17 protein-coding genes are annotated in these 18444 nt (G+C 72.2%); 12 read left to right on the top strand and 5 right to left on the bottom strand.

Annotation, left to right across the window (positions count from 1 at the left end; translation table 11 throughout):
* Positions 1-17 precede the first annotated feature (17 nt).
* Entirely contained in the window at positions 18-644 is a 627-nt protein-coding gene (gene mftR / locus I6A60_RS19650) for a mycofactocin system transcriptional regulator (protein WP_203022751.1), read from the bottom strand.
* A gap of 205 nt (positions 645-849) precedes the next feature.
* On the opposite strand from mftR, the gene I6A60_RS19645 reads away from it, so the two are divergent.
* The 3 genes from I6A60_RS19645 to I6A60_RS19630 are packed head-to-tail and all read left to right on the top strand — an operon-like array spanning position 850 to position 6436.
* A complete protein-coding gene (locus I6A60_RS19645) occupies positions 850-2901 on the top strand; it encodes a mycofactocin system FadH/OYE family oxidoreductase 1 (protein ID WP_203022752.1) in 2052 nt (683 codons plus the stop codon).
* Positions 2898-5414: an acyl-CoA dehydrogenase family protein gene (locus tag I6A60_RS41815; protein ID WP_238435799.1), complete on the top strand. Its 2517-nt coding sequence runs from the start codon at positions 2898-2900 to the stop codon at positions 5412-5414. Before I6A60_RS19645 ends, I6A60_RS41815 begins: the two co-directional genes overlap by 4 nt.
* On the top strand, positions 5411-6436 hold the full coding sequence (locus I6A60_RS19630; RefSeq protein ID WP_203020749.1) for an acyl-CoA dehydrogenase family protein: 1026 nt from the start codon (positions 5411-5413) through the stop codon (positions 6434-6436). The genes I6A60_RS41815 and I6A60_RS19630 overlap by 4 nt, the downstream gene beginning before the upstream one ends.
* 72 nt (positions 6437-6508) lie before the next feature.
* Here the strand turns inward: I6A60_RS19630 and I6A60_RS19625 are convergent, their stop codons facing one another.
* A complete protein-coding gene (locus I6A60_RS19625; RefSeq protein ID WP_203020747.1) occupies positions 6509-7726 on the bottom strand; it encodes an amidohydrolase family protein in 1218 nt (405 codons plus the stop codon).
* A gap of 20 nt (positions 7727-7746) precedes the next feature.
* Positions 7747-9474, bottom strand: a complete 1728-nt coding sequence (locus I6A60_RS19620) for an amidohydrolase family protein (RefSeq protein ID WP_203020745.1) — start codon at positions 9472-9474, stop codon at positions 7747-7749.
* 55 nt (positions 9475-9529) lie between these two features.
* Here I6A60_RS19620 and I6A60_RS19615 point away from each other — a divergent pair, with 55 nt between their 5' ends.
* Positions 9530-10186, top strand: a complete 657-nt coding sequence (locus I6A60_RS19615) for a TetR/AcrR family transcriptional regulator (RefSeq protein WP_203020743.1) — start codon at positions 9530-9532, stop codon at positions 10184-10186.
* A gap of 29 nt (positions 10187-10215) precedes the next feature.
* On the opposite strand, the gene I6A60_RS19610 is transcribed toward I6A60_RS19615, so the two are convergent.
* Both I6A60_RS19610 and I6A60_RS19605 read right to left on the bottom strand, forming a co-directional pair.
* On the bottom strand, positions 10216-11814 hold the full coding sequence (locus I6A60_RS19610) for an MFS transporter (RefSeq protein WP_203020741.1): 1599 nt from the start codon (positions 11812-11814) through the stop codon (positions 10216-10218).
* A gap of 155 nt (positions 11815-11969) precedes the next feature.
* Complete coding sequence (locus I6A60_RS19605; protein WP_203020739.1) at positions 11970-12674, bottom strand: GntR family transcriptional regulator; 705 nt, start codon at positions 12672-12674, stop codon at positions 11970-11972.
* 72 nt (positions 12675-12746) lie between these two features.
* Between I6A60_RS19605 and I6A60_RS19600 the strand changes: the two genes are divergently transcribed.
* The 8 genes from I6A60_RS19600 (at position 12747) to I6A60_RS19565 (ending at position 18299) form a co-directional block, all read left to right on the top strand.
* Positions 12747-14204: an amidase gene (locus tag I6A60_RS19600; RefSeq protein WP_203020737.1), complete on the top strand. Its 1458-nt coding sequence runs from the start codon at positions 12747-12749 to the stop codon at positions 14202-14204.
* The gene (locus I6A60_RS19595; RefSeq protein WP_203020735.1) at positions 14201-14386 is read left to right on the top strand and encodes a hypothetical protein; all 186 of its coding nucleotides are present in this window, start codon (positions 14201-14203) and stop codon (positions 14384-14386) included. The genes I6A60_RS19600 and I6A60_RS19595 overlap by 4 nt, the downstream gene beginning before the upstream one ends.
* Before the next feature lie 70 nt (positions 14387-14456).
* Positions 14457-14705, top strand: a complete 249-nt coding sequence (locus I6A60_RS19590; protein ID WP_238435797.1) for a hypothetical protein — start codon at positions 14457-14459, stop codon at positions 14703-14705.
* Positions 14702-15241 carry a DUF6879 family protein gene (locus I6A60_RS19585; RefSeq protein WP_374210253.1) on the top strand — a complete coding sequence of 180 codons (540 nt, stop codon included), beginning with the start codon at positions 14702-14704 and terminating at the stop codon, positions 15239-15241. The genes I6A60_RS19590 and I6A60_RS19585 overlap by 4 nt, the downstream gene beginning before the upstream one ends.
* Complete coding sequence (locus I6A60_RS19580) at positions 15210-16091, top strand: helix-turn-helix transcriptional regulator (RefSeq protein ID WP_203020731.1); 882 nt, start codon at positions 15210-15212, stop codon at positions 16089-16091. The genes I6A60_RS19585 and I6A60_RS19580 overlap by 32 nt, the downstream gene beginning before the upstream one ends.
* A 135-nt stretch (positions 16092-16226) precedes the next feature.
* Entirely contained in the window at positions 16227-17381 is a 1155-nt protein-coding gene (locus I6A60_RS19575) for a radical SAM protein (protein WP_307873757.1), read from the top strand.
* The gene (locus tag I6A60_RS19570) at positions 17378-17965 is read left to right on the top strand and encodes a 3'-5' exonuclease (RefSeq protein ID WP_203020729.1); all 588 of its coding nucleotides are present in this window, start codon (positions 17378-17380) and stop codon (positions 17963-17965) included. Before I6A60_RS19575 ends, I6A60_RS19570 begins: the two co-directional genes overlap by 4 nt.
* Complete coding sequence (locus I6A60_RS19565) at positions 17940-18299, top strand: ATP-binding protein (protein ID WP_203020763.1); 360 nt, start codon at positions 17940-17942, stop codon at positions 18297-18299. The genes I6A60_RS19570 and I6A60_RS19565 overlap by 26 nt, the downstream gene beginning before the upstream one ends.
* Positions 18300-18444: the final 145 nt, after the last annotated feature.

The raw sequence follows: 18444 nt of genomic DNA, 5'->3' as shown, positions 1-18444 counted from the left end.
CCGCGCGGCCATCAGCCCTACAGGGTCTCGGCCAGGCCGTCCGTGAGCAGGCGCAGCGCCTGGTCGAGGATCGGCCCGAGGTCCGCGTCGGGGCGGGTCAGCCATTCCTCATAGCCGGCGACCGCGACGCCCAGGAACGCCCAGGCGACCGCGCGCGGCTCCAGGGCGTCCGCCTGCCGGCCGGTCCGCGCGGCGACGAACTCCGCGACGACGGCGCGCCAGGCCGCGTAGCGCAGCGTCGAGTGCGCCTGTAGCGCCGGCGTGCGCAGGATGAGTGCCATCCGGCGCCGGTGCCAGTCGGCCTCGGCGACCGGGTAGGTGTTGAAGTCCAGGATCGCCCGGCGCAGCGCCGCCAGCACCGGGACCTCGGCCGGGGTGGCGGCCAGCGCGGCGCTCATGGTCTCCAGGTGGGCGTCGAACTCGCCCCAGGCGACGTCGTTCTTGGACGCGTAGTAGCGGAAGAAGGTGCGCCGGCCGATGCCGGCGACGGCCGCGATGTCGTCGACCGTCGTCGCGTCGAACCCTCGCTCCTCGAAGATCAGGAGCGCGTGCCGCTCCAGCTCGGCGGCCGTCGTCACCGGCCGCCGGCCGGCCCGGCCCGTCGAGGCCCTGGGATCCTGCGGGGGCGCGCCGTTGTGCACCACGTCACCGTACTCCCGAAGATCGTTCCTACGGCGCCTGGCGCTCGCGGCGCTATCTCTTTCCTCTGGCACCCGGTGCCAATATGCTTCGCCACGCTCCCTCTTCTATGGCACCGAGTGCCATAGAAGGCCGGAGCGCGGCCGCCCCGCCCGCCGGCGAGCGGCCAACCCCATTGCGAGGCGGACGGACACACGGTATGGCCAACGTATGACCGCGATCGACGGTGATCCCGCCGTGTCGACGGGCTCCCCCGAGCCCGCCGGCCCGGCGCTCGCCACGCCGCTGACCCTTCGCGGCCACGTCGCGCCGTCACGGGTCCTGTTCGGCCCGCACGAGACGAACCTGGCCCGCCGCCGCGACATCTCCGACCGGCACGTCGCCTACTACGCCCGCCGGGCCGCCGGCGGCGCCGGGGTGATCGTCACCGAGACGGCGTCCGTCACCGCCGACGACTGGCCCTACGAGCGGGCGCCGCTCGCGGCCGACTGCGGGCCCGGCTGGGCGGCGCTGGCCGCCGCGGTCCGGCCCTATGGCACCGTCGTGCTCGCCGGGCTCGGCCACGCGGGCGGGCAGGGGTCGAGCGCGTACTCGCAGGCAGTGCTGTGGGCGCCGTCGCCCGTCGCGGACGCGGCGAGCCGGGAGCTGCCCGCCGAGCTGGAGCAGGACGGGATCGACGCCATCGTGGCCGGCTTCGCCGCCGGAGCGTCGCTCGCGGTCGAGGCCGGCCTGGCCGGGGTGGAGATCGACGCCGGCCCGCTCGCGCTGCTGCGCCAGTTCCACTCCGGGCTGACCAACCACCGCGGCGACGGCTACGCCGACCGGCTGCGGCTCACCCGCGAGGTGCTGACGGCCGTCCGGGCCGCGATCGGCCCGGAAAAGGTGCTGGCGCTGCGGCTGAGCTGCGACGAGCTGGCGCCCTGGGCTGGGGTGACGCCCGAGCAGGCGGCCGAGCAGGTCGACGCGCTGGCCGGCCTCGGCCTGCTCGACCTGCTGGTCGTGGTCCGCGGCGGCCCGTACTCGACAGCCGCCTACCGGCCGACGGCGCACACCGCCCCGACGTTCAACCGTGACCTGTGCGCGGCGATCCGGGCGACGGCGGCCGGCCGGGTCGCGGTCGCGCTGCAGGGCAGCGTCGTCGACGCCGGTGACGCCGAGGCCGCGCTGGCCGACGGCGTCGCCGACCTGGTGGAGATGACCCGGGCGCAGATCGCCGATCCGGAGCTGGTCACGAAGGTCCGGGCCGGCGCGGCCGAGCGGGTCCGGCCCTGCCTGCTGTGCAACCAGGCCTGCCGGGTCCGCGACAACCGCAACCCGATCGTGTCCTGCGTCGGCGAGCCGCGCAGCGGCCACGAGACAGAGGACGCCCCGGTAGAGGGCAGCGATCCCCGGCCGCGCGCGGTCCTGGTTGTCGGCGGCGGCCCCGCGGGACTGGAGGCGGCCCGGGTGCTCGCCAGCCGAGGCCACACGGTCACGCTGGCCGAGGCGGGCGAGCAACTGGGTGGGACGCTGCGCACGTCGGCTGTCGGGCCGGGCCGGGAGCGGCTGGCGCGCCTCGTCGACTGGCAGGAGGCCGAGTGCGCGCGCCTGGGCGTGACGGTCGAGCTGGGCCGGACGGTGACCGCGGCAGAACTGGACGCTGCCGAGGCCGCCGGCCAGGCCGTCATCCTCGCCACCGGCTCGGTGGCCGCGGGCCGGGAGTACCCGGCGACGGCGGACGCCTTCGCGCCCCAGGTCGTCGACGCGCTGAGCCTGCTCGCCGCCGGTCCCGACCTGCTGGTCGCCGGGCCGGTCGTCCTGCACGACCCGGTCGGCGGCCCGGTGGCGGTCGGGATCGCCGAATGGCTGGCCGCGGCCGGCCGCGAGGTCGCCCTCGTGGCGCCAGACCAGGTCGCCGGCACGCTGCTGTCGCTGACCGGCGACCTCGCCCCGGCGAACACCCGGCTCGCGCAGGCCGGCGTGCGCCGCGAGCTGCGCGCACTGGTCCGCGAGATCGGCGACGGCCACGTGGTGCTTGAGGACGTCTGGACCGGTGCCCGCCGCGAGATCCCGTGCGCGGCGCTCGTCGACTGCGGCCACCGGCTGCCCGACGAGGCGCTCTACCTGGCCCGCCCCGGCACCCCGCGGGCCGGCGACTGCGTCGCCCCGCGCACCGCGCTGGAAGCGGTGCTGGAAGGCCGGCGCCGAGCACTCGAACTCGCCCGCCGCGCCCCGGCTCGCGTCAGCCCGCTGGTCGCCGCCGGCACGGGAGGGACCCGATGAGCGCGACCTCGCGGTACCAGTATCTGTTCAGCCCGCTGCGGATCGGGCCCCTGACGGTCCGCAACCGGGTGGTCTTCTCGGCCCACCTGACGAACTACGCCGCCGACGGGCTGCCGACCGAGCAGCACGCCGCCTACTACGCGGCCCGCGCGGCCGGCGGCGCCGGGCTGATCATCACCGAGGAGCACTCGACCCACCCGACCGACTGGCCGTACGAGAAGCTCATCCACGGCTTCAACCCGGCCGTGATCCCCGGCTACCGGCGGATCACCGAGGCGGTCCACGCACACGGCACGCCGATCCTCGCCCAGATCAACCACAACGGCGGCCAGGCGTCGTCGATGTTCTCCCGCCAGCCGGTCTGGGCGCCGAGCCCGGTGCCCGACCCGCTGTTCCGCGAGGTCCCCAAGGCACTGGAGCCGCACGAGATCCGCGAGGTCGTCGCGGGCTACGGGCAGGTCGCCGAGCACTGCGCGGCCGGCGGGTTCGACGGGATCGAGCTGCAGTGCTCGCACTCGTCGATCGTGCGCGGGTTCCTCTCCCCCGCGACCAACCGGCGGACCGACGAGTACGGCGGCTCGCTGGCCAACCGGGCCAGGCTGCTGCTGGAGATCGTCGACGCGGTGCGCGCCGCGATCGGGCCCGAGCTGGCCCTCGGGGTCCGGATCTGCGGCGATGAGCTGATCGAGGGCGGTACCACCATCGAGGACGCGGTGGCGATCGCGACGATGGTCGAGGCGTCCGGCAAGGTCGACTACATCAACACCTCGATCGGCGTCGCCACCGCCACGCTGTACATGATCGAGGCGAGCATGCAGGTGCCGCCGGGCTACGCGATGTTCATCCCGAGCGCGATCCGGGCCGCGGTGAACCTGCCGGTGGTCGGCGTCGGCCGGTTCAAGGACCCGCTGCAGGCCGACCGGGCGCTCGCCGCCGGCCAGGCCGACCTGATCGGCATCGTGCGCGGCCAGATCGCCGACGCCGACTTCGTCGCGAAGGCCCGCGCCGGGCACGCCACCGAGATCCGCACCTGCCTGTCGTGCAACCAGGAGTGCGTCGGGCGGATGGGCCTGAACCGCTGGCTCGGCTGTATCGAGAACCCGCGCACCGGCCGGGAGGCCGTCGCGCTGCCGGCGCCGCGCCGGCGCGGCCCGCGGGGGGTGGGCGGCGGCGGCGGGCCGGGCGGGCCGCCGGCCCCGGGCCGCCCGCGCGCGCCGCGACGGCGGCCGGCCAGGCGTTTCGCGCCCGGCCAGCCGCCGTCCGGATTGCGTGATCAGAACCCAATGTCTATATTGACGTCAATGTTGCACTTCACCCCGGGTCAGGGCGATGACGTGTCGCCTGACGGCGATCCACGCCCGGCCGCGCCCGGTGCCGGTGATCCGCGTGCCGATCCGCTCGGGTTCGCGGCCGCCTTCGAGGAATGGGCGGCCGCCGGCCCGGCGGAGCTGCGCGTCGCGGCCCGGCCGATCGCCGAGTACGCCGACCGGGTCGCCGCGACGTCCGCGCTCATGCGGGTGCTCTTCGACGAGGGCTGGTCCCGCTACGGGTGGCCGGTCGAGCTGGGCGGCCTCGGCGGCGGCATCCAGCACCGGGCCGCGCTGTGGGACGTGCTCGCGCGGGCCGGCCTGCCGACGATGGCGCTGTTCGAGCACCTGGAGATCCTGGCGCCGACGCTCGCGGCGCTGGGCGAGCCCGCGTTCGTCGCCGAGGTGCTGCCCCGGTTCCTGCGCGGCGACGAGACCTGGTCGCAGGGCTTCTCCGAGCCCGAGGCCGGCTCCGACCTGGCGAGCCTGCGGACCCGGGCGGTCCCCGCCGAGGGCGGCTACCTGATCACGGGCCGCAAGATCTGGACGAGCTGGGCCCGTTACGCCACCTGGTGCCTGGTGCTGGCCCGGACCGGGACGCCGGCCGAGCGCCACCGCGGGCTGACCGCGTTCGCAGTCGACCTGCGCTCCCCCGGGGTCGAGGTCCGGGTGATCGAGCAGGCGAACGGCACCGACGAGCTGGCCGAGGTCACCTTCGACGACGTGCACGTCCCGGCCGGCCGGATCGTCGGCACGCCGGGCGGCGGCTGGGCCGTGGCGATGCACATCCTCAGCAGCGAGCGCGGGACGCTGGCCTGGTTCAAGCACTGCTTCTTCCAGCGGCGGCTCCAGGAGCACCTGGACCAGGTCGGGCCCGGCGCGGCGGCGTTCGACGGCGCGCTCGGCGCGGCCGTCCTCGACCTGGCGGCCGTGCGGGCCACCAGCTTCGACGGGCTGCTCGCGCACGCCGCAGGCAGGACGCTCGGCCCGCGCGCCGCGTTCGTGAAGCTCCTGCTGTGCGCCAGCGAGCGTTCGGTCGGCGACTGGATGCTCGCGGCCGACCCCGACCTGGCCATCGGCATGCAGGACGACGAGGTCGCGGTGGCCCGCCAGGACTACCTGTTCTCGCGGATCGTCACCGTCTACGGGGGCTCCCAGCAGATGCAGCTCGACACGATCGCCAAGCAGATCCTGCGGCTCCCATGACGAGCACCACGACCGGCCCCGCGCGCACCGACGAGGACGCCTTCCTGGCGGCGGCGTGCCTCGCGCTGCGCGCCCCGGGGGAGGACGACCCGGCGGCAGGGCGCCGGGAGGACCCGCTGGACACGCTCGGCTGGTGGGACCTGCTCACCGACCTGGCGGACCCCGAGACCCGCGCGGCCGTCTTCACTCTCTTCCGCGCCCAGGGCCGGGAGCTGGCCAGCTCGACCGCGCTCGGCGCGCTGCTCGCGGAGCCGCTACGCCCCGCGACCGGCCTGGCCGCCGGCACGGTGATCGCCACCGTCACCCGTCGCTCGGGGCGTAACGGCCCGCGCCACGTCGTCCTCGGCGACGTGACGGGCAAGCACCTGCTCGTCGACCGGCCAGGCGGCGGCGCCGTCGTCCTCGCGGCCGCCGACGTCACCCTGCGGCCCGTCGCCATCGCCGGCCGGCTCGCCGTCCACGAGCTCGACCCCGACGAGGCCACGGTCGTGGTCACGCTGGACGAGAGCACGGCCGCGACCGCCCGGGCCAGGAGCCTGTTCCTAGGCCGGGTGGCGCTCGCCTGCGAGATCCTCGGCGCGGCGGAGACGGCGCTGGCCGACGCGGCCGCCTACGCCGGCACCCGCGAGCAGTTCGGCCGGCCCATCGGGACGTTCCAGGCCGTCCGCCACCTGCTGGCGGCCGCCGCCACGGACGCCGCCGCGCTGGCGAGCGTCACCGCGCAGGCGATCAGCCTCGACGAGGCCGCTCCCCCGCACCACGACGAGATCGTCAAGGCGCTCGCCGGGCGCAACGGGCGGCTCGTCTGCGAGCGGGCCCTGCAGGTGCTCGGTGGCATCGGCTTCACCAGCGAGCACAGCCACCACCACTTCCACAGCCGCGTGCTCGCCCTCGACGCGCTGCTGGGCACGTCGGCCGAGCTCACCCACGGCCTCGGCTCCCGGCTGCGCCAGACGCGCGGCGACACCGCGGTGCCGCTGGCGGCGCTGCTCGCGCGACCGCCGGTGGCCGACGCCCACTGAGGCGCGCTGCCCGGCCACGCGGCCCCGGCTGATGGGCGCGGCCGCGTGGCGGGGCAGGCCGGCGACCGGCCCTCAGCGCGGGAAGGTGAGCTCCCGCGCGTTGTCGTAAAGGATGCGCTGCTGCTCGGCCGGGGTGAAGCCGGCGACGTTGGCCAGGAAGTGCTTCGGGGTGGGAAACCCCTCCCCGTGCGGCCAGTCGGAGCCGAAGAGGATCCGCTCGACGGGGAGGTAGCGGGACAGGTCGCGCACGTCCTCCTCGACGAAGGGCGCCACCCAGCAGTGCTCGATGAACTGGTCGCGGGGGCTCGTCTTGAACGCCTCGCCGTGCCCCAGGTAGTCTAGGGAGAGCAGCAGCGACGGCACCCAGGCGCAGCCGTTCTCGATGTAGGCGACCTTCAGCGCGGGGAACCGCTCGAAGAGCCGGTGGGCGACGAGGACGTAAGCGAAGTCGTGGACCGTCCGGTGCTTCATGAGGCCCGAGAAGGTCGAGGACTGGCCGAGGTGCGCGGTGTCGCCGGGCGCGATGCCCGTCATGTGGGCCTCCCCCCACACCGAGGCCATCAGGTTCGTCACCGGCGTGTACGTCTCGTCCTGGCCGTCGTGCGTGGCTACGACGACCCCGGCCTCGGCCGCCAGGCCCCAGAAACCGTCGAACATCGGGTCGGCGGGCGACCGGTTGCCGGACCGGGTCACCGCGGCCCCGTGGCGGATGTTCACGACGCGGGCGCCCTGGTCGAGGCACCAGCGGAGCTCCCGGACGGTCTCGTCCGGGTCGCACATGGTGATGAAGGGGACGCCGAAGATCCGGTCCTGGTAGGCGAAGCCCCACTGTTCGTCGAGCCACCGGTTGAAGGCCCGGTAGCACTCGATCGCGGCCTCGATGTCGGTGTGCAGCAGCGGCTCGATCACCACGCCCTGCGAGGGGAACAGCCAGGTCGCGTCGAGGCCCTGGGAGTCCATCACCTTGAGGCGGGCCTCGCGCTCGTACCAGTCCGGATGGTCCGCCGCCTGCTCGGTGAAGCCCGAGAGGAACACGTCGCGGCTGGTCCCGCCCTTGAAGTAGTCCAGGAACGCGCCGGGCAGCGGGCGCGGGTGCACGTCGGCGGGGCCGGGGAGCCATTCGGTCTGCTGGCCGTCGACCAGATAGCGCAGCACCCCGTCCACCTCCTTGACCTGCACGCCGCGGTCGGCGAACTTCGGGTCGCGGTGGCGGGTGAAGGCGTCGCTCGTCTCCCAGTAGTGGTTGTCCGCGTCGAACAGCTTCGGGGCGGTCGCACCGGTCTCGGTCATCAGGTGATCCTCACTGGGCGCTATGCCCTGCCGTGGCGCAGCAGCTTGCCGGGGGTCGCGTCCGTGCAGACGCCGTCGACGAAGGTGGTCCTGCCGTTGACGATGATCCGGTCGTAGCCGACGGCCTTCTGCACGAGCCGCCACTCGTCCGCCGGGTAGTCGAACAGGCGCTCCTGGGGCAGCGCCTCGAGACGGTCGAGGTCGTAGACGATGACGTCGGCGGGCTTCCCCTCCGCGAGCGAGCCGCGGTCCCGCAGGCCCATCGCCATCGCCGGGTAGGCGGACAGGCGCCAGTGCGCCTCCTCCAGCGACATGACCTCGTGGTCGCGGACCCAGTGGGCGAGCAGCTCCGTCCCGAACCGGGCGGTGGTCACGAACTTGGTGTGGGCGCCGCCGTCGCTGATCCCGGGGAGCGCGACCGAGCAGGAGGCCACCTCCCGCACCGCCTGGGTGTCCATGTCGATCATGGTGGTGCCGAAGCCGACGTTGAGGTCGCCGGCGACGGCGATGTCGAGCAGGACGTCGACCAGGTGCTTGTTCTCGCGTTCGGCGATCTCGCCGAGGGTGAAGCCCTCGTAGCGCTCCTTGAGAGCCAGGGCGTCGTGCGCGTCGCTGGTGATCCAGTTGACCGTGATCTCGGCCATCGGGTAGCGGGCGGCGCCGAAACCGCCTTCCAGCTCGTCGACCGCCGCCTTCAGCGCCGGCCGGCGCTCTGGGTCGGAGAACTTGGCGATCTTCTCCTCTAGCGTGCCGAGGCCCGCGTCCTTCCAGGCCGGGAAGATGTCCATGAGGTTGTAGTTCTCCAGCACGATCTCCGACTGGAACCGGACGATCTGGGCTGAGGCGAAGACGCGCAGGCCATCCTCGGCGTTCAGCTCCTCCAGCCGCCGGATGGTCTCCAGATGCGGGAACTGGGACTCGCCGTGCTGGTTGACCGAGCCGGTGGGCGCCAGCGCGTTCCAGATGATCGGGCGGCCGCTCTCCCGGGCGATCAGCGCCGCGGTCTCCAGCTGCCCGGTGATCTGTGTGCTCCCCCGCCCGAGCTTCCTCAGCGCCCGCGCGAACGCGGTGACCTCGCGTTCGGTCATCATGTCGGTGACCATCGGCGAGCCGTCGTAGTCGAGCTGGACGTTGTTCAGGTCGCCCGAGATCTGCGAGCTCCAGCCGCAGCCGCCGGCCTCCATGCCCTCCACGAGCAGCTCGCACATCCGCGCGAGCTCCTCGTCGGAGGCCCGGTCCTTCTTGGCCTTGTCGATGCCGACGACGTAGGTGTAAAGCGGCGCGAGCGGGACGAGCGACATGACGTTCACGCCCTTGGGCGTCCGCTCGACGCTGTCGAGGAACTCGGGATAGCTCACCCAGTCCCACGGCATCCCGGCCCGCATCGTCTTGATCGGCACAGCCTCGTTGCGGGACAGGCTGAGCATCGTGCGGTCCTGGTCCTCCGGCCGGCACGGGGCGAAGCCGAAGCCGCAGTTGCCCAGGACGACCGTCGTGACGCCGTGCCAGGCCGACATGGTGCACCAGGGGTCCCAGAACAGCTGGCTGTCGTAGTGGGTGTGGATGTCGACGATGCCAGGCGCGACGATCTTGCCCGTCGCGTCGACCACCTCGGCGCCCTCGCTCGCGTCGATCACGCCGATCTGGGCGATCACGCCGTCCTTGATCCCGACGTCGGCCTTGTAGCGAGGGGTACGGAGGCCGTCGATGACGGTCCCGCCCATGATGACGATGTCGTACGTGGCCATGGCCCGGACGGTACCTAACTTGTTGGTCGTCTATCAAGTAAGTAGGCTAAAAGTCGTGACCGCAGCCACTCCTCGACGCCGGACCCAGGTCGAACGGCGCAACGACTCCGAGGAGGCCCTCCTCGACGCCGCCGCCGACCTCGTGGCCGAGCGCGGCGTCGAGCGCGCCTCGCTGGCCAGCATCGGCGAGCGCGCCGGGACCAGCCGTGGGCTGGCGACCCATCACTTCGGCTCGAAGGACGCGCTCGTCGCCCGACTGGCCCGGCGCGCGCAGAACCAGATCGACGACTCCGCCTGGGCCGCCCTGCGGGAGCGGATGCCCAACGTCGAGGACGCGCACGGCCTGGACCTCGTGCGCGCGACGGTCGACGGGTTCCTGGAGCGCTTCGAGCACCCGCACTCCGACGACCGGGCGCTGATCGTCATGTGGGGCGCGACCTTCCCCACCGAGGCCTCGGTCGAGGGGATGATCGACGCGGACCGGCGCAGCCTCGAAGGCTGGGCCGGCCTGATCGAGACAGGCCAGCGCGACGGTTCGATCCGGCCCGACCTCGACGCCCAGACCGTGGCGGTGCTGCTGCAGGGCCTGGTCCGGGGCGTCGCCGCCACCCTGCTGACCGACGCCGGCCTGACCGAGATGGGCCGCGTCCGCGACACCTGCCAGCGCTGGATCACCTCGGCCCTCGAACGCCCCCAGCAATCGCGTTCCTGAGGCCCGGGCTCCCTCGGTCGCTCGCTGCGTCAGTGCACGACGACCGGGGCGCCTTCGGTGTTGGCTCCTCGGCGGACCAGCAGGCTCAGCGCCGCGGCGACGAGGGTCGCGACGCCGGCGACGACGAGTGAGGTGTGCAGGCCGGTCATGAAGGCCGCGTGGCTGCCGGCGTCCACGGCGGCCTGCACCGAGTCCGACGCGCCCGTCACCGTCGGCGCGACTCCCTGGCTGACGAGCTCGGTCGAGCCGGTCAGGCGGTTCGCGACCTCGCCCGGTGCTCCGGCGCCGGTCAGCCGGTCGACCAGGACCGATCCGACCCGGCTGCTGAGGATCGAGCCCAGCACCGCCGTGCCGACGACCCCGCCCAGCTGCAGCGCCGTGGTCTGCAGGCCGCCGGCGACCCCGGCGTCGTCGACCGGCGCGTTGCTGATGATGGCCTCCGCGCTCGCCGTGATGACCAGGCCCATCCCGATGCCGAGCATGAGCAGCGACGGCCACAGCGCGCCGAAGCCGGAGCCGACCTGGAGCCTGGTGAGCAGGAGCAGCCCGACCCCGGACAGGGTGAGACCGACCGCCATCGGCGGGCGCGGCCCGAAGCGCTCGGTGACTCGCCCGGCGATCGGCGACATGATCATCATTGCCAGCGTCAGCGGCAGGATGTGGACGCCGGTCGCGACCGGCGAGGCGCCCTGGACGTTCTGCAGGAACAGCGTGACGAAGAACAGCACGCCGAACAGCGCGAAGAAGTTGATGATGAGAACGGCGCTGCCCACCGAGATCGACCGGCTCGCGAACAGCCGCATCGGCAGCAGCGGAGCGGGCACTCTCATCTCGATCACGGTGAACACCGCCAGCACCGCCAGCCCGACGAGGATGAAGCCGAGCGTCTTCGCGTCCGTCCAGCCCCAGCTGGACGCCTTGATCAGCCCGAAGATGACGACGAACAGGCCGCCGGACAGCGTGACGATGCCGGGAACGTCGTGGCGCTGGCGCGCGCTCTCGCTGCGGGACTCGTTGAGCACCGCCAGGCCCACGGCCAGCGCGATCGCGCCCATCGGCACGTTGATGTAGAAGACCGACTCCCAGCTCACGTGCTCGACCAGGAGGCCGCCGAGGATCGGGCCGCCGGCGATCGAGACCGACGACGCGCCGGTCCAGATCCCGATCGCCCGGTTCAGCTCCTTGGGCTCGAAGGCGCCGCGCAGGATGGCGAGGGTGTTCGGCATCAGCAGTGCGCCGAACGCTCCCTGGAGCGCCCGAAGCACGATGATCCCGATGATGTTGCCGACCAGGCCGATCGCCAGCGACGTGAGACCGAACCCGACGACGCCGATCAGGAAGATCCTCTTGCGGCCGTATCGGTCGCCGAGCTTGCCACCGAAGATCAGTAGCGCCGCCAGGGCCAGCAGGTAGGAGTTGGTGATCCACTGCAGGTCGGTCAGCGAGGCGCCGAGGTCCTGGGCGATCCGCGGGTTCGCGATCGACACGACCGTCCCGTCCAGGCCGACCATGATGACGCCCAGGGCGACGCTCACCAGCGCCCACCAGGGATTTCCCCGCCGGCCAGTGGCGGCGCTCGCCGAGGCGGACCGAGTCCGCCGGTCGCCGGCGACGACGTCCTGTGACATGCGGCCATCCCTTCGTCAAGCGCGCGACCGTCGTGAGCAGCGCCACAAATGGAGGAAGATCCTCCATTTGACCCTAGCAGGGTAAAGGGAGGATCAGCTCCAGATCGGAAGGTAGGCGCGTCACTCCTGCGGGCCGGGCTTGTCCGGGGGTGGCGTCAGGACGGCAGGACGGTCCGTAGCACGGCCAGCTGCTCGCCCCGGGCCCGCGCGATGTGGGCGTAGGCCAGCGACGAGGCGAGGTCACCGTCCCCGGCGTAGATGGCGTCGCACAGGCGATGGTGCTCCTCGCAGGCGATGCTCGGTTTCGCATCCTTGGCGATCTGGGAGATCCAGCGGTCGCGCATCGCGACGGTGCGCATCATCGAGCTGAGCAGCGAGTTGCCGGCGAGCGCGATGATCTCGGCGTGCAGGGCGACGCTGCGCAGCGCCACCTCCCGCGGGTCGCCCCCGACGGTCGCCTCCTCCGAACGCGCCATCGCCGCCCGCAGCCCGTCGGTCGACGCTCCGGCGGCGACCCGGTTCGCCGCCTGGCGGGTCGCGAGGACCTCGATGCCCAGCCGGACCTCGAACAGCTCGACGGCGTCCCGCAGGGTCAGCCGCGTCACGACCGTGCCCCGGCGGGGATGCGTGATGACGAAGCCCTCGCTCTCCAGCTGGGGCAGGGCCTCGCGCACCGGCATCCGAGAGGTCTGGAACTCGACGGCGAGGTCGCGCTCGCGCAGCCGCGTGCCCGGCGGGTAGTCGCCGCGGATGATCCCTTCCCGCAGACCGTCCAGCAGCCGCAGGGACTCGGTCGCGGGAGGCGACGCGTCGCCACTCCCGCCGCCGATCTCATCATCCGGTATACCCGATGGGCTCACAGTGGAGATTTTACTCGGCAGACATGCGCGTCTCTCTACTTTGGGGATACCAGAGCTTCGAGGAGGCGCTCCGTGTCAACTCCAGCCGACGGCCCGCCCGAGTCCGCGGCCCAGATCGCCGCGGACGTCCGGTCCGGCCGGCGCAGCGCGGTCGAGGTGCTGGAGACCCACGCCGCGCGCGCGGCGGCCAGTGACCTGAACGCCATCGTCACGCCGCTGTGGGAGCCGGCCCACGCGGCGGCCAAGCGCCTCGACGGGCTGGACCCCGGCGAGCGCGGGCGCCTCCCGCTCGCCGGGGTGCCGGTGACGGTCAAGGACATCATCTGCGTGGCCGGCGCGCCGACGACCGCCGGCGGCTTCGGCTGGGACGACCGGGCCGCGGCCGCCGACGCCTCGGCGGTGGCGAGCCTGCGGGCCGCCGGGGCGCTGATCGTCGGCAAGACCAACCTGCCCGAGCTCGCGTTCGGCACGGTGACCGACAACGCCCGGTTCGGCGCGACGGCCAACCCGCTGTCCACCGCCCACTCCCCCGGCGGGTCGAGCGGCGGCGAGGCGGCGGCCATCGCCGCGGGCCTGAGCGCGGCCGGCCTGGGCGGCGACTTCGGGGGATCCATCCGGTGGCCGGCGCAGTGCACGGGCATCGTCGGCCTGCGGGCCACCGTCGGCCGCGTCCCCGGCACCGGCCAGGTACCGGGCGCCGGCGGCGAGCTCGGCGACCGCCGCCCCCCGCTGCCGGATCTGACCGGCCTGCAGGGCCGCCTGCAGGTCATCGGCCCGATGGCCCGGCGGGTCGAGGACCTGCGCCTGCTCCTGTCCGTGATCGCCCGGCCGGACGGGATCGATCCCCGCGTCCGGGACCTGCCCGTGCCCGCGCCGGCCGGTATCGACCGGCTCATCATCGGCTGGAGCACGGGCGCCTCGATCGCGCCGGTGCGCCGCGAGGTCGCCGACCTGATGGCCCACGTCGCCGGCGGGCTCGCCTCGCTGTGCGCGGCGGTCGTGGCGCTGCCGGACGTGTTCGCCGAGTGCTTCGACCGCTACCGCGAGGTCCGGGCGCTCACGCCGAACCCGGACCACTTCGCCGCCCTCTCGCACCTCGACCGGGTGCCGGCCGACGTCCTCGCGAAGCTCATCCCACCGCCCGGGCCGGATCCCGACCGCCTCGCCCGGGCGGAACGGGCGGCGGACGAGGCGCGGTCCGCCGCCCTCGCCGTGTTCGACCTGGTTGACGTCGTCATCCTGCCGGTCGCGCCGGGACCGGCCTGCGACCCGGACGACGGGCTCGACGTCGACGGCGTCCGCGTCGAGGGCCCCGACCTGATGGCCCACTGCCGGGCGGTGAGCCTGCTCGGCGTGCCTGTCGTGTCGGTCCCGGTGGGCGTGTCGGCGGAAGGGCTACCGCTGTCGGTCCAGGTGATCGCCGCGCCCTGGAAGGAACACCTCGCGCTGGACGTCGCGGCCGAGCTGGAGGTGGACCGCGACCTCGGGGCGGCCGCGCTCGCGGCGGCCACGCGGGCAGCACGCCGGTGAGGACCCGGATCGCCGGCGGCACGACCATCACGGCGGGGAGCGAGGTCGACTACTCCCTCTACGAGGGCTGGACGTGCGCCGGCACGGTGCGCGACGTCTACTGCCGCGGCACGCGGGTCGTCGCCGACGGCCGGGCGGTCTCCAGGTCCCTGCCGCGCGGGGCGTCCTGGATCGTCCTCTGACCATCCTCAGTTGACGTCTCCCAACCGGTTCGTCACCATGGATGGCGAACGGTTCGCGATATTTCTAGCAATGGAGACACCCGTGCGTGTCCGGTTCCTCGGCAAGGACCCTGAGTCTCAGATCGACAACTCACCCACCCTGTTCGCCACCGACCGCACGGACCGCGTGACCTACATCGCCCAAGGATGGAAGGTGACCGACCCGCAGGCACTCGCGGACATCGGCGCCGTGCCCGACCACGAGACCCTGATCGAGATCCCGGAAGACGTCCTGAAGTTCTACGCCCGCCGCTACCTGGAGCAGAAGGAGGAGCACTGAGCCAGCTCATCCCAGCCGGCCCCGAGTTCCGGCGCCTCTTCCACTCCTTCGAGCACACCGCGTACCGCCTGGAGGCACGCGACACCTACCAGGCGAGCTACGAGACTGAGTCGCTGCGCAGGTTCCTCGCAGGCGAGCCGGACGACCTTCCGTGGATGCAGAGCTGGCTGGACATGCTCCGGGATGCGACGGCCGCGGGCCGCCGGTTCGCCCGCGTCCGGGTGGTGAGCCTGCCCCTTACGGACTACAGCCGGTTCGGGGTGTGGTGTGCGCAGTTCACCAACGGGGCGGGCGAGGACATCCGCTACCTGACGCGCGACCTGGCCGAAGCCGGCGGCCTGCCGGACCACGACTACTGGCTGTTCGACTCGTCCAAGCTGGTTCGGATGGTCTTCGATGCCGACAGCTTCCTCGGCGGTGAGGTCGTCGAGGACCCGACCGAGGTCGTACGGCACAACTACTGGCGTGATGCCGCCTGGCACCACGCTGTAAGACGGGACGATTTTGCCACCGAACAGCACCTCAGGCGCGTCTAACGTCCACGAGGCGCGCAACGCGCTCGGCAAGCGACTCCGCGAGCTTCGCACGTCAGCCGCCCTGAGCGGTCGGCAGCTCGCGGAGTCGTTGTCGTGGCCACCGTCGAAGGTGTCCAAGCTGGAGAACGGTCGGCAGACTCCCACGGATGACGACATCAGGGGCTGGACCGGAGCCACCGGCGGCGAGGCGGAGACCGAAGCCCTGCTCGCCACCCTGCACACGCTCGAAGTCCAGCACGCCGAGTGGCAGCGCATCCTGCGGATGGGCCTGAAGCCACGGCAGCAAGAGCTGATCGAGTGGGACGAGCGGACCCGGCTCTTCCGGGCGTTCGAGGCCACTGTGATCCCAGGCCTGCTCCAGACCGCCGAGTATGCGCGGGCGCGGTTCGCCGAGGCCATCCGCCGCCTGAAGTTGCCGAACGACATCAACGAAGCGGTGGCTAGCCGGGTCCGGCGGCAAGAAATCTTGTACCGCCCCGACAAGCGGTTCCACTTCGTGTTGACCGAAGCAGCGCTCCGGTTTCGGCTGTGCCCGCCGGACGTCATGCTCGGGCAGCTTGACCGCTTGATCTCGTTCTCCCAGCTCCCCAACGTCCGGCTGGGGATCATCGGCTTTGCCACGCAGTACGACACGTCGCCCTGGCACGGCTTCTGGATCTACGACACCGAGCGGGTCCTGATCGAGACCTTCAGTGCGGCCCTCGATCTGCGGCAGCCGCAGGAGCTTGAGCTATATGCGGGCGCCTTTGACGAGCTCGCTGCCGTCGCCAGCTACGGCCGCTCGGCCCGGACGATCATCAACCAGGTGGCAGAGGATCTTGCGTCGGACGCCCCCGAGGATGGCTCGTAGTTTCGCTGACCGATCCGGCATCCAATATTTCCAGCAATCTCAAGAAACTTTCTGGTGTTGCGCATCGACGCCTGTTTACCCTCCGACGCAATGACGTCACGCCGCCCCGTTTGGGGAGGGTTGGAGGGCCGACGAGTGCACCGTTCCGTCCCGTTGCTCGGCCAAGGGCAGATCGAACGTCTGCCCGCGCGAGCGCGCGAGGTTGTCGAGTACCGCAAGAGCGGGCTGTCGCTGAACCACATCCAAGGATGTCCACTGGACTGCGCCTACTGCATCCGCCACACCTACGGGCTGTGGGACCAGCGCGAGCCGCGGGCGCTGATGTCCGACGCCGAGGCCGTCGAGACGCTCGTGCGGCACCGCTACTTCCGGGCCGGAACCACGCCCATCCAGCTTTTCAACCGCGCCACCGAGCCCTTCCTCCCGGCCGTGAAGCCACACACCTTCGCCGTGCTGGAGGACCTCGACGCTCGAGGACTGACCAACCACGTCCTCGTGATCACGCGCTACCAGCTGCGGCCTGAGGACTGCGAGCGGCTGGACCACCTGCGCCACCTCAAAGTGACGCTGCTGTTCACCTACTCGGGGATCGAGGACCGGCGCATCGAGCCCTACCCGTCCGAGGTAGCCGCCGCCTCGCTGCAGTTGGCAACAGGTGTCCAGCCTCGCCGCTACCGCACGATCTTCTACTGGCGTCCCCTGGTGCCCGGCCTCAACGACACCGACGAGCACCTCGCCCGTGGCGCCGACCTGTCCCAGCACGCCGATGCCACGGTCTTCACAGGCCTCTTCTACCGACACGAGATCGCTGCCTACTACCAGGACAGAGGCCTGCCCGAACCGTACCCGGCCACCGCGCGACGCAAGGTGCTGCCCGAGATGCTCGAACGGCGAGTCCTCGACACCCTCGGCGGCCGCAGTCAGCTGTTTCGCAAGACCTCGTGTGCCGTGTCGTATGTCCACGGGTTGCCCGACTACAACGGCCACCATGGCGTCCGCGAGCTGTGCGACATCTGCCCGGTGGCACAGATACGCCGGTGTCACAGCGCCCACCAGATACCGACCGCCGCGCAGCTGATGGCGTTGGCCGACACGGTCCCGGACGCGGCGGACCTACAGATCCTGAGCATCGACGACCGCGCCGCGGTGGTCGCCGGCCTCCCGCACGAGCAGCCCCGCTACTTCCTGCAACACGCCCTCGGCTTCCAGATCCACGACACCCACCACCCGCACCGCACCCATCGCCACGGCCGCGCCGACATCGGATGGAAGGAACCCACCGCCTCGTGACCGACTGGACCAGCCTCGACTACGCCGTCGTCGACGTCGAGGGCAACGGCCAGCAACCGCCGGACCTGGTGGAACTGTCGGTCGTACCCATCGCGGCCGGCATCATCGGCGAGCCTACGACGTGGCTTCTGCGGCCCGAACGCCCGATCACCGCATTCGCTCGGCGCATCCACGGCATCACCAATGAGACCGTAATCTCCGCCCCCGTCGTGGCCGACGCGGAGAAGGAGATCCGGACCGCCTTGGAAAGTGCGGTGTTCGTCGCTCACAACGCGCACGTCGATCTGAGCGTTCTGCGGCGCAGTCTCACGGGTTGGGAACCGCGGGAAGTCTTCGACACGCTGAAGCTCGCCCGGCGGCTGCGGCCCGAGCGCCTCAGTTACCGCCTCGGCTCGTTGGTGGAGGAATTCGGCTTGGCACAGGGCCTGGACCTCCGGCCTCACCGCGCCACCTATGACGCCCTGGTGACGGCCCGGTTGTTCGCGCTGTTGGCCACCAGCCCGGACGGCCGCCCCATGTCTCTGGACGAACTCCGAGACCTTGACCCTGGAGGCGCCGATGACCCGCCTGCGACCCTTTTCTGACCACCAGCGCGGACTGTTCATCACCATCGACGGTCCGAGCGGTGCCGGGAAGTCCACATTGGTGCGGCATCTGGCCCAGCTGCTCGTCGCCGATCCCGAAGTCATCGCCCGCCGCGTAGTCGAGCGAGGCGCGCACAACCGCTTCCAGCTCGCCCCCGGCTCCAGCCACGCCGAGGCCCACTTCTACCGCCAGGCCACCGACCGACTGCTCCAGGCCGGCTTCGATGTGCTGCGTATCGACTGCGGCGCACGGCCCCCCGAACGCCTGGCCGAGGCCATCCGCGACCGTCTCATGGCCTTCTTCGCCGCGCCCGCCATCGAGACACCAGCGTAGGGCACAGCACCCGCGGCCAAGGGAAACGCTCGGCCGCCTCAGAGACGCAGGACCGGCGGTGCCGGACCGCGCCCACATTCGGGGACGGCATACGTGAGCGGGGGGGCCGCGCGGGGGCGATGGCGCGCCCCCCCCCCCCCCGGGG

It is taken from the genome of Frankia sp. AgB1.9 (genome assembly GCF_016786355.1).
Lineage (GTDB): Bacteria > Actinomycetota > Actinomycetes > Frankiales > Frankiaceae > Pseudofrankia.
This window is presented reverse-complemented; position numbering and strand designations above follow the sequence as displayed.

Excerpts from the sequence above, each read along its gene's own strand:
- I6A60_RS19565 (WP_203020763.1), top strand. The coding sequence starts at position 17,940 with ATGACCCGCCTGCGACCCTTTTCTGACCACCAGCGCGGACTGTTCATC.
- I6A60_RS19590 (WP_238435797.1), top strand. The coding sequence starts at position 14,457 with ATGGAGACACCCGTGCGTGTCCGGTTCCTCGGCAAGGACCCTGAGTCT.
- I6A60_RS19610 (WP_203020741.1), bottom strand. The coding sequence starts at position 11,814 with ATGTCACAGGACGTCGTCGCCGGCGACCGGCGGACTCGGTCCGCCTCG.
- I6A60_RS19645 (WP_203022752.1), top strand. The coding sequence starts at position 850 with ATGACCGCGATCGACGGTGATCCCGCCGTGTCGACGGGCTCCCCCGAG.
- I6A60_RS41815 (WP_238435799.1), top strand. The coding sequence starts at position 2,898 with ATGAGCGCGACCTCGCGGTACCAGTATCTGTTCAGCCCGCTGCGGATC.
- I6A60_RS19620 (WP_203020745.1), bottom strand. The coding sequence starts at position 9,474 with ATGGCCACGTACGACATCGTCATCATGGGCGGGACCGTCATCGACGGC.
- I6A60_RS19625 (WP_203020747.1), bottom strand. The coding sequence starts at position 7,726 with ATGACCGAGACCGGTGCGACCGCCCCGAAGCTGTTCGACGCGGACAAC.
- I6A60_RS19630 (WP_203020749.1), top strand. The coding sequence starts at position 5,411 with ATGACGAGCACCACGACCGGCCCCGCGCGCACCGACGAGGACGCCTTC.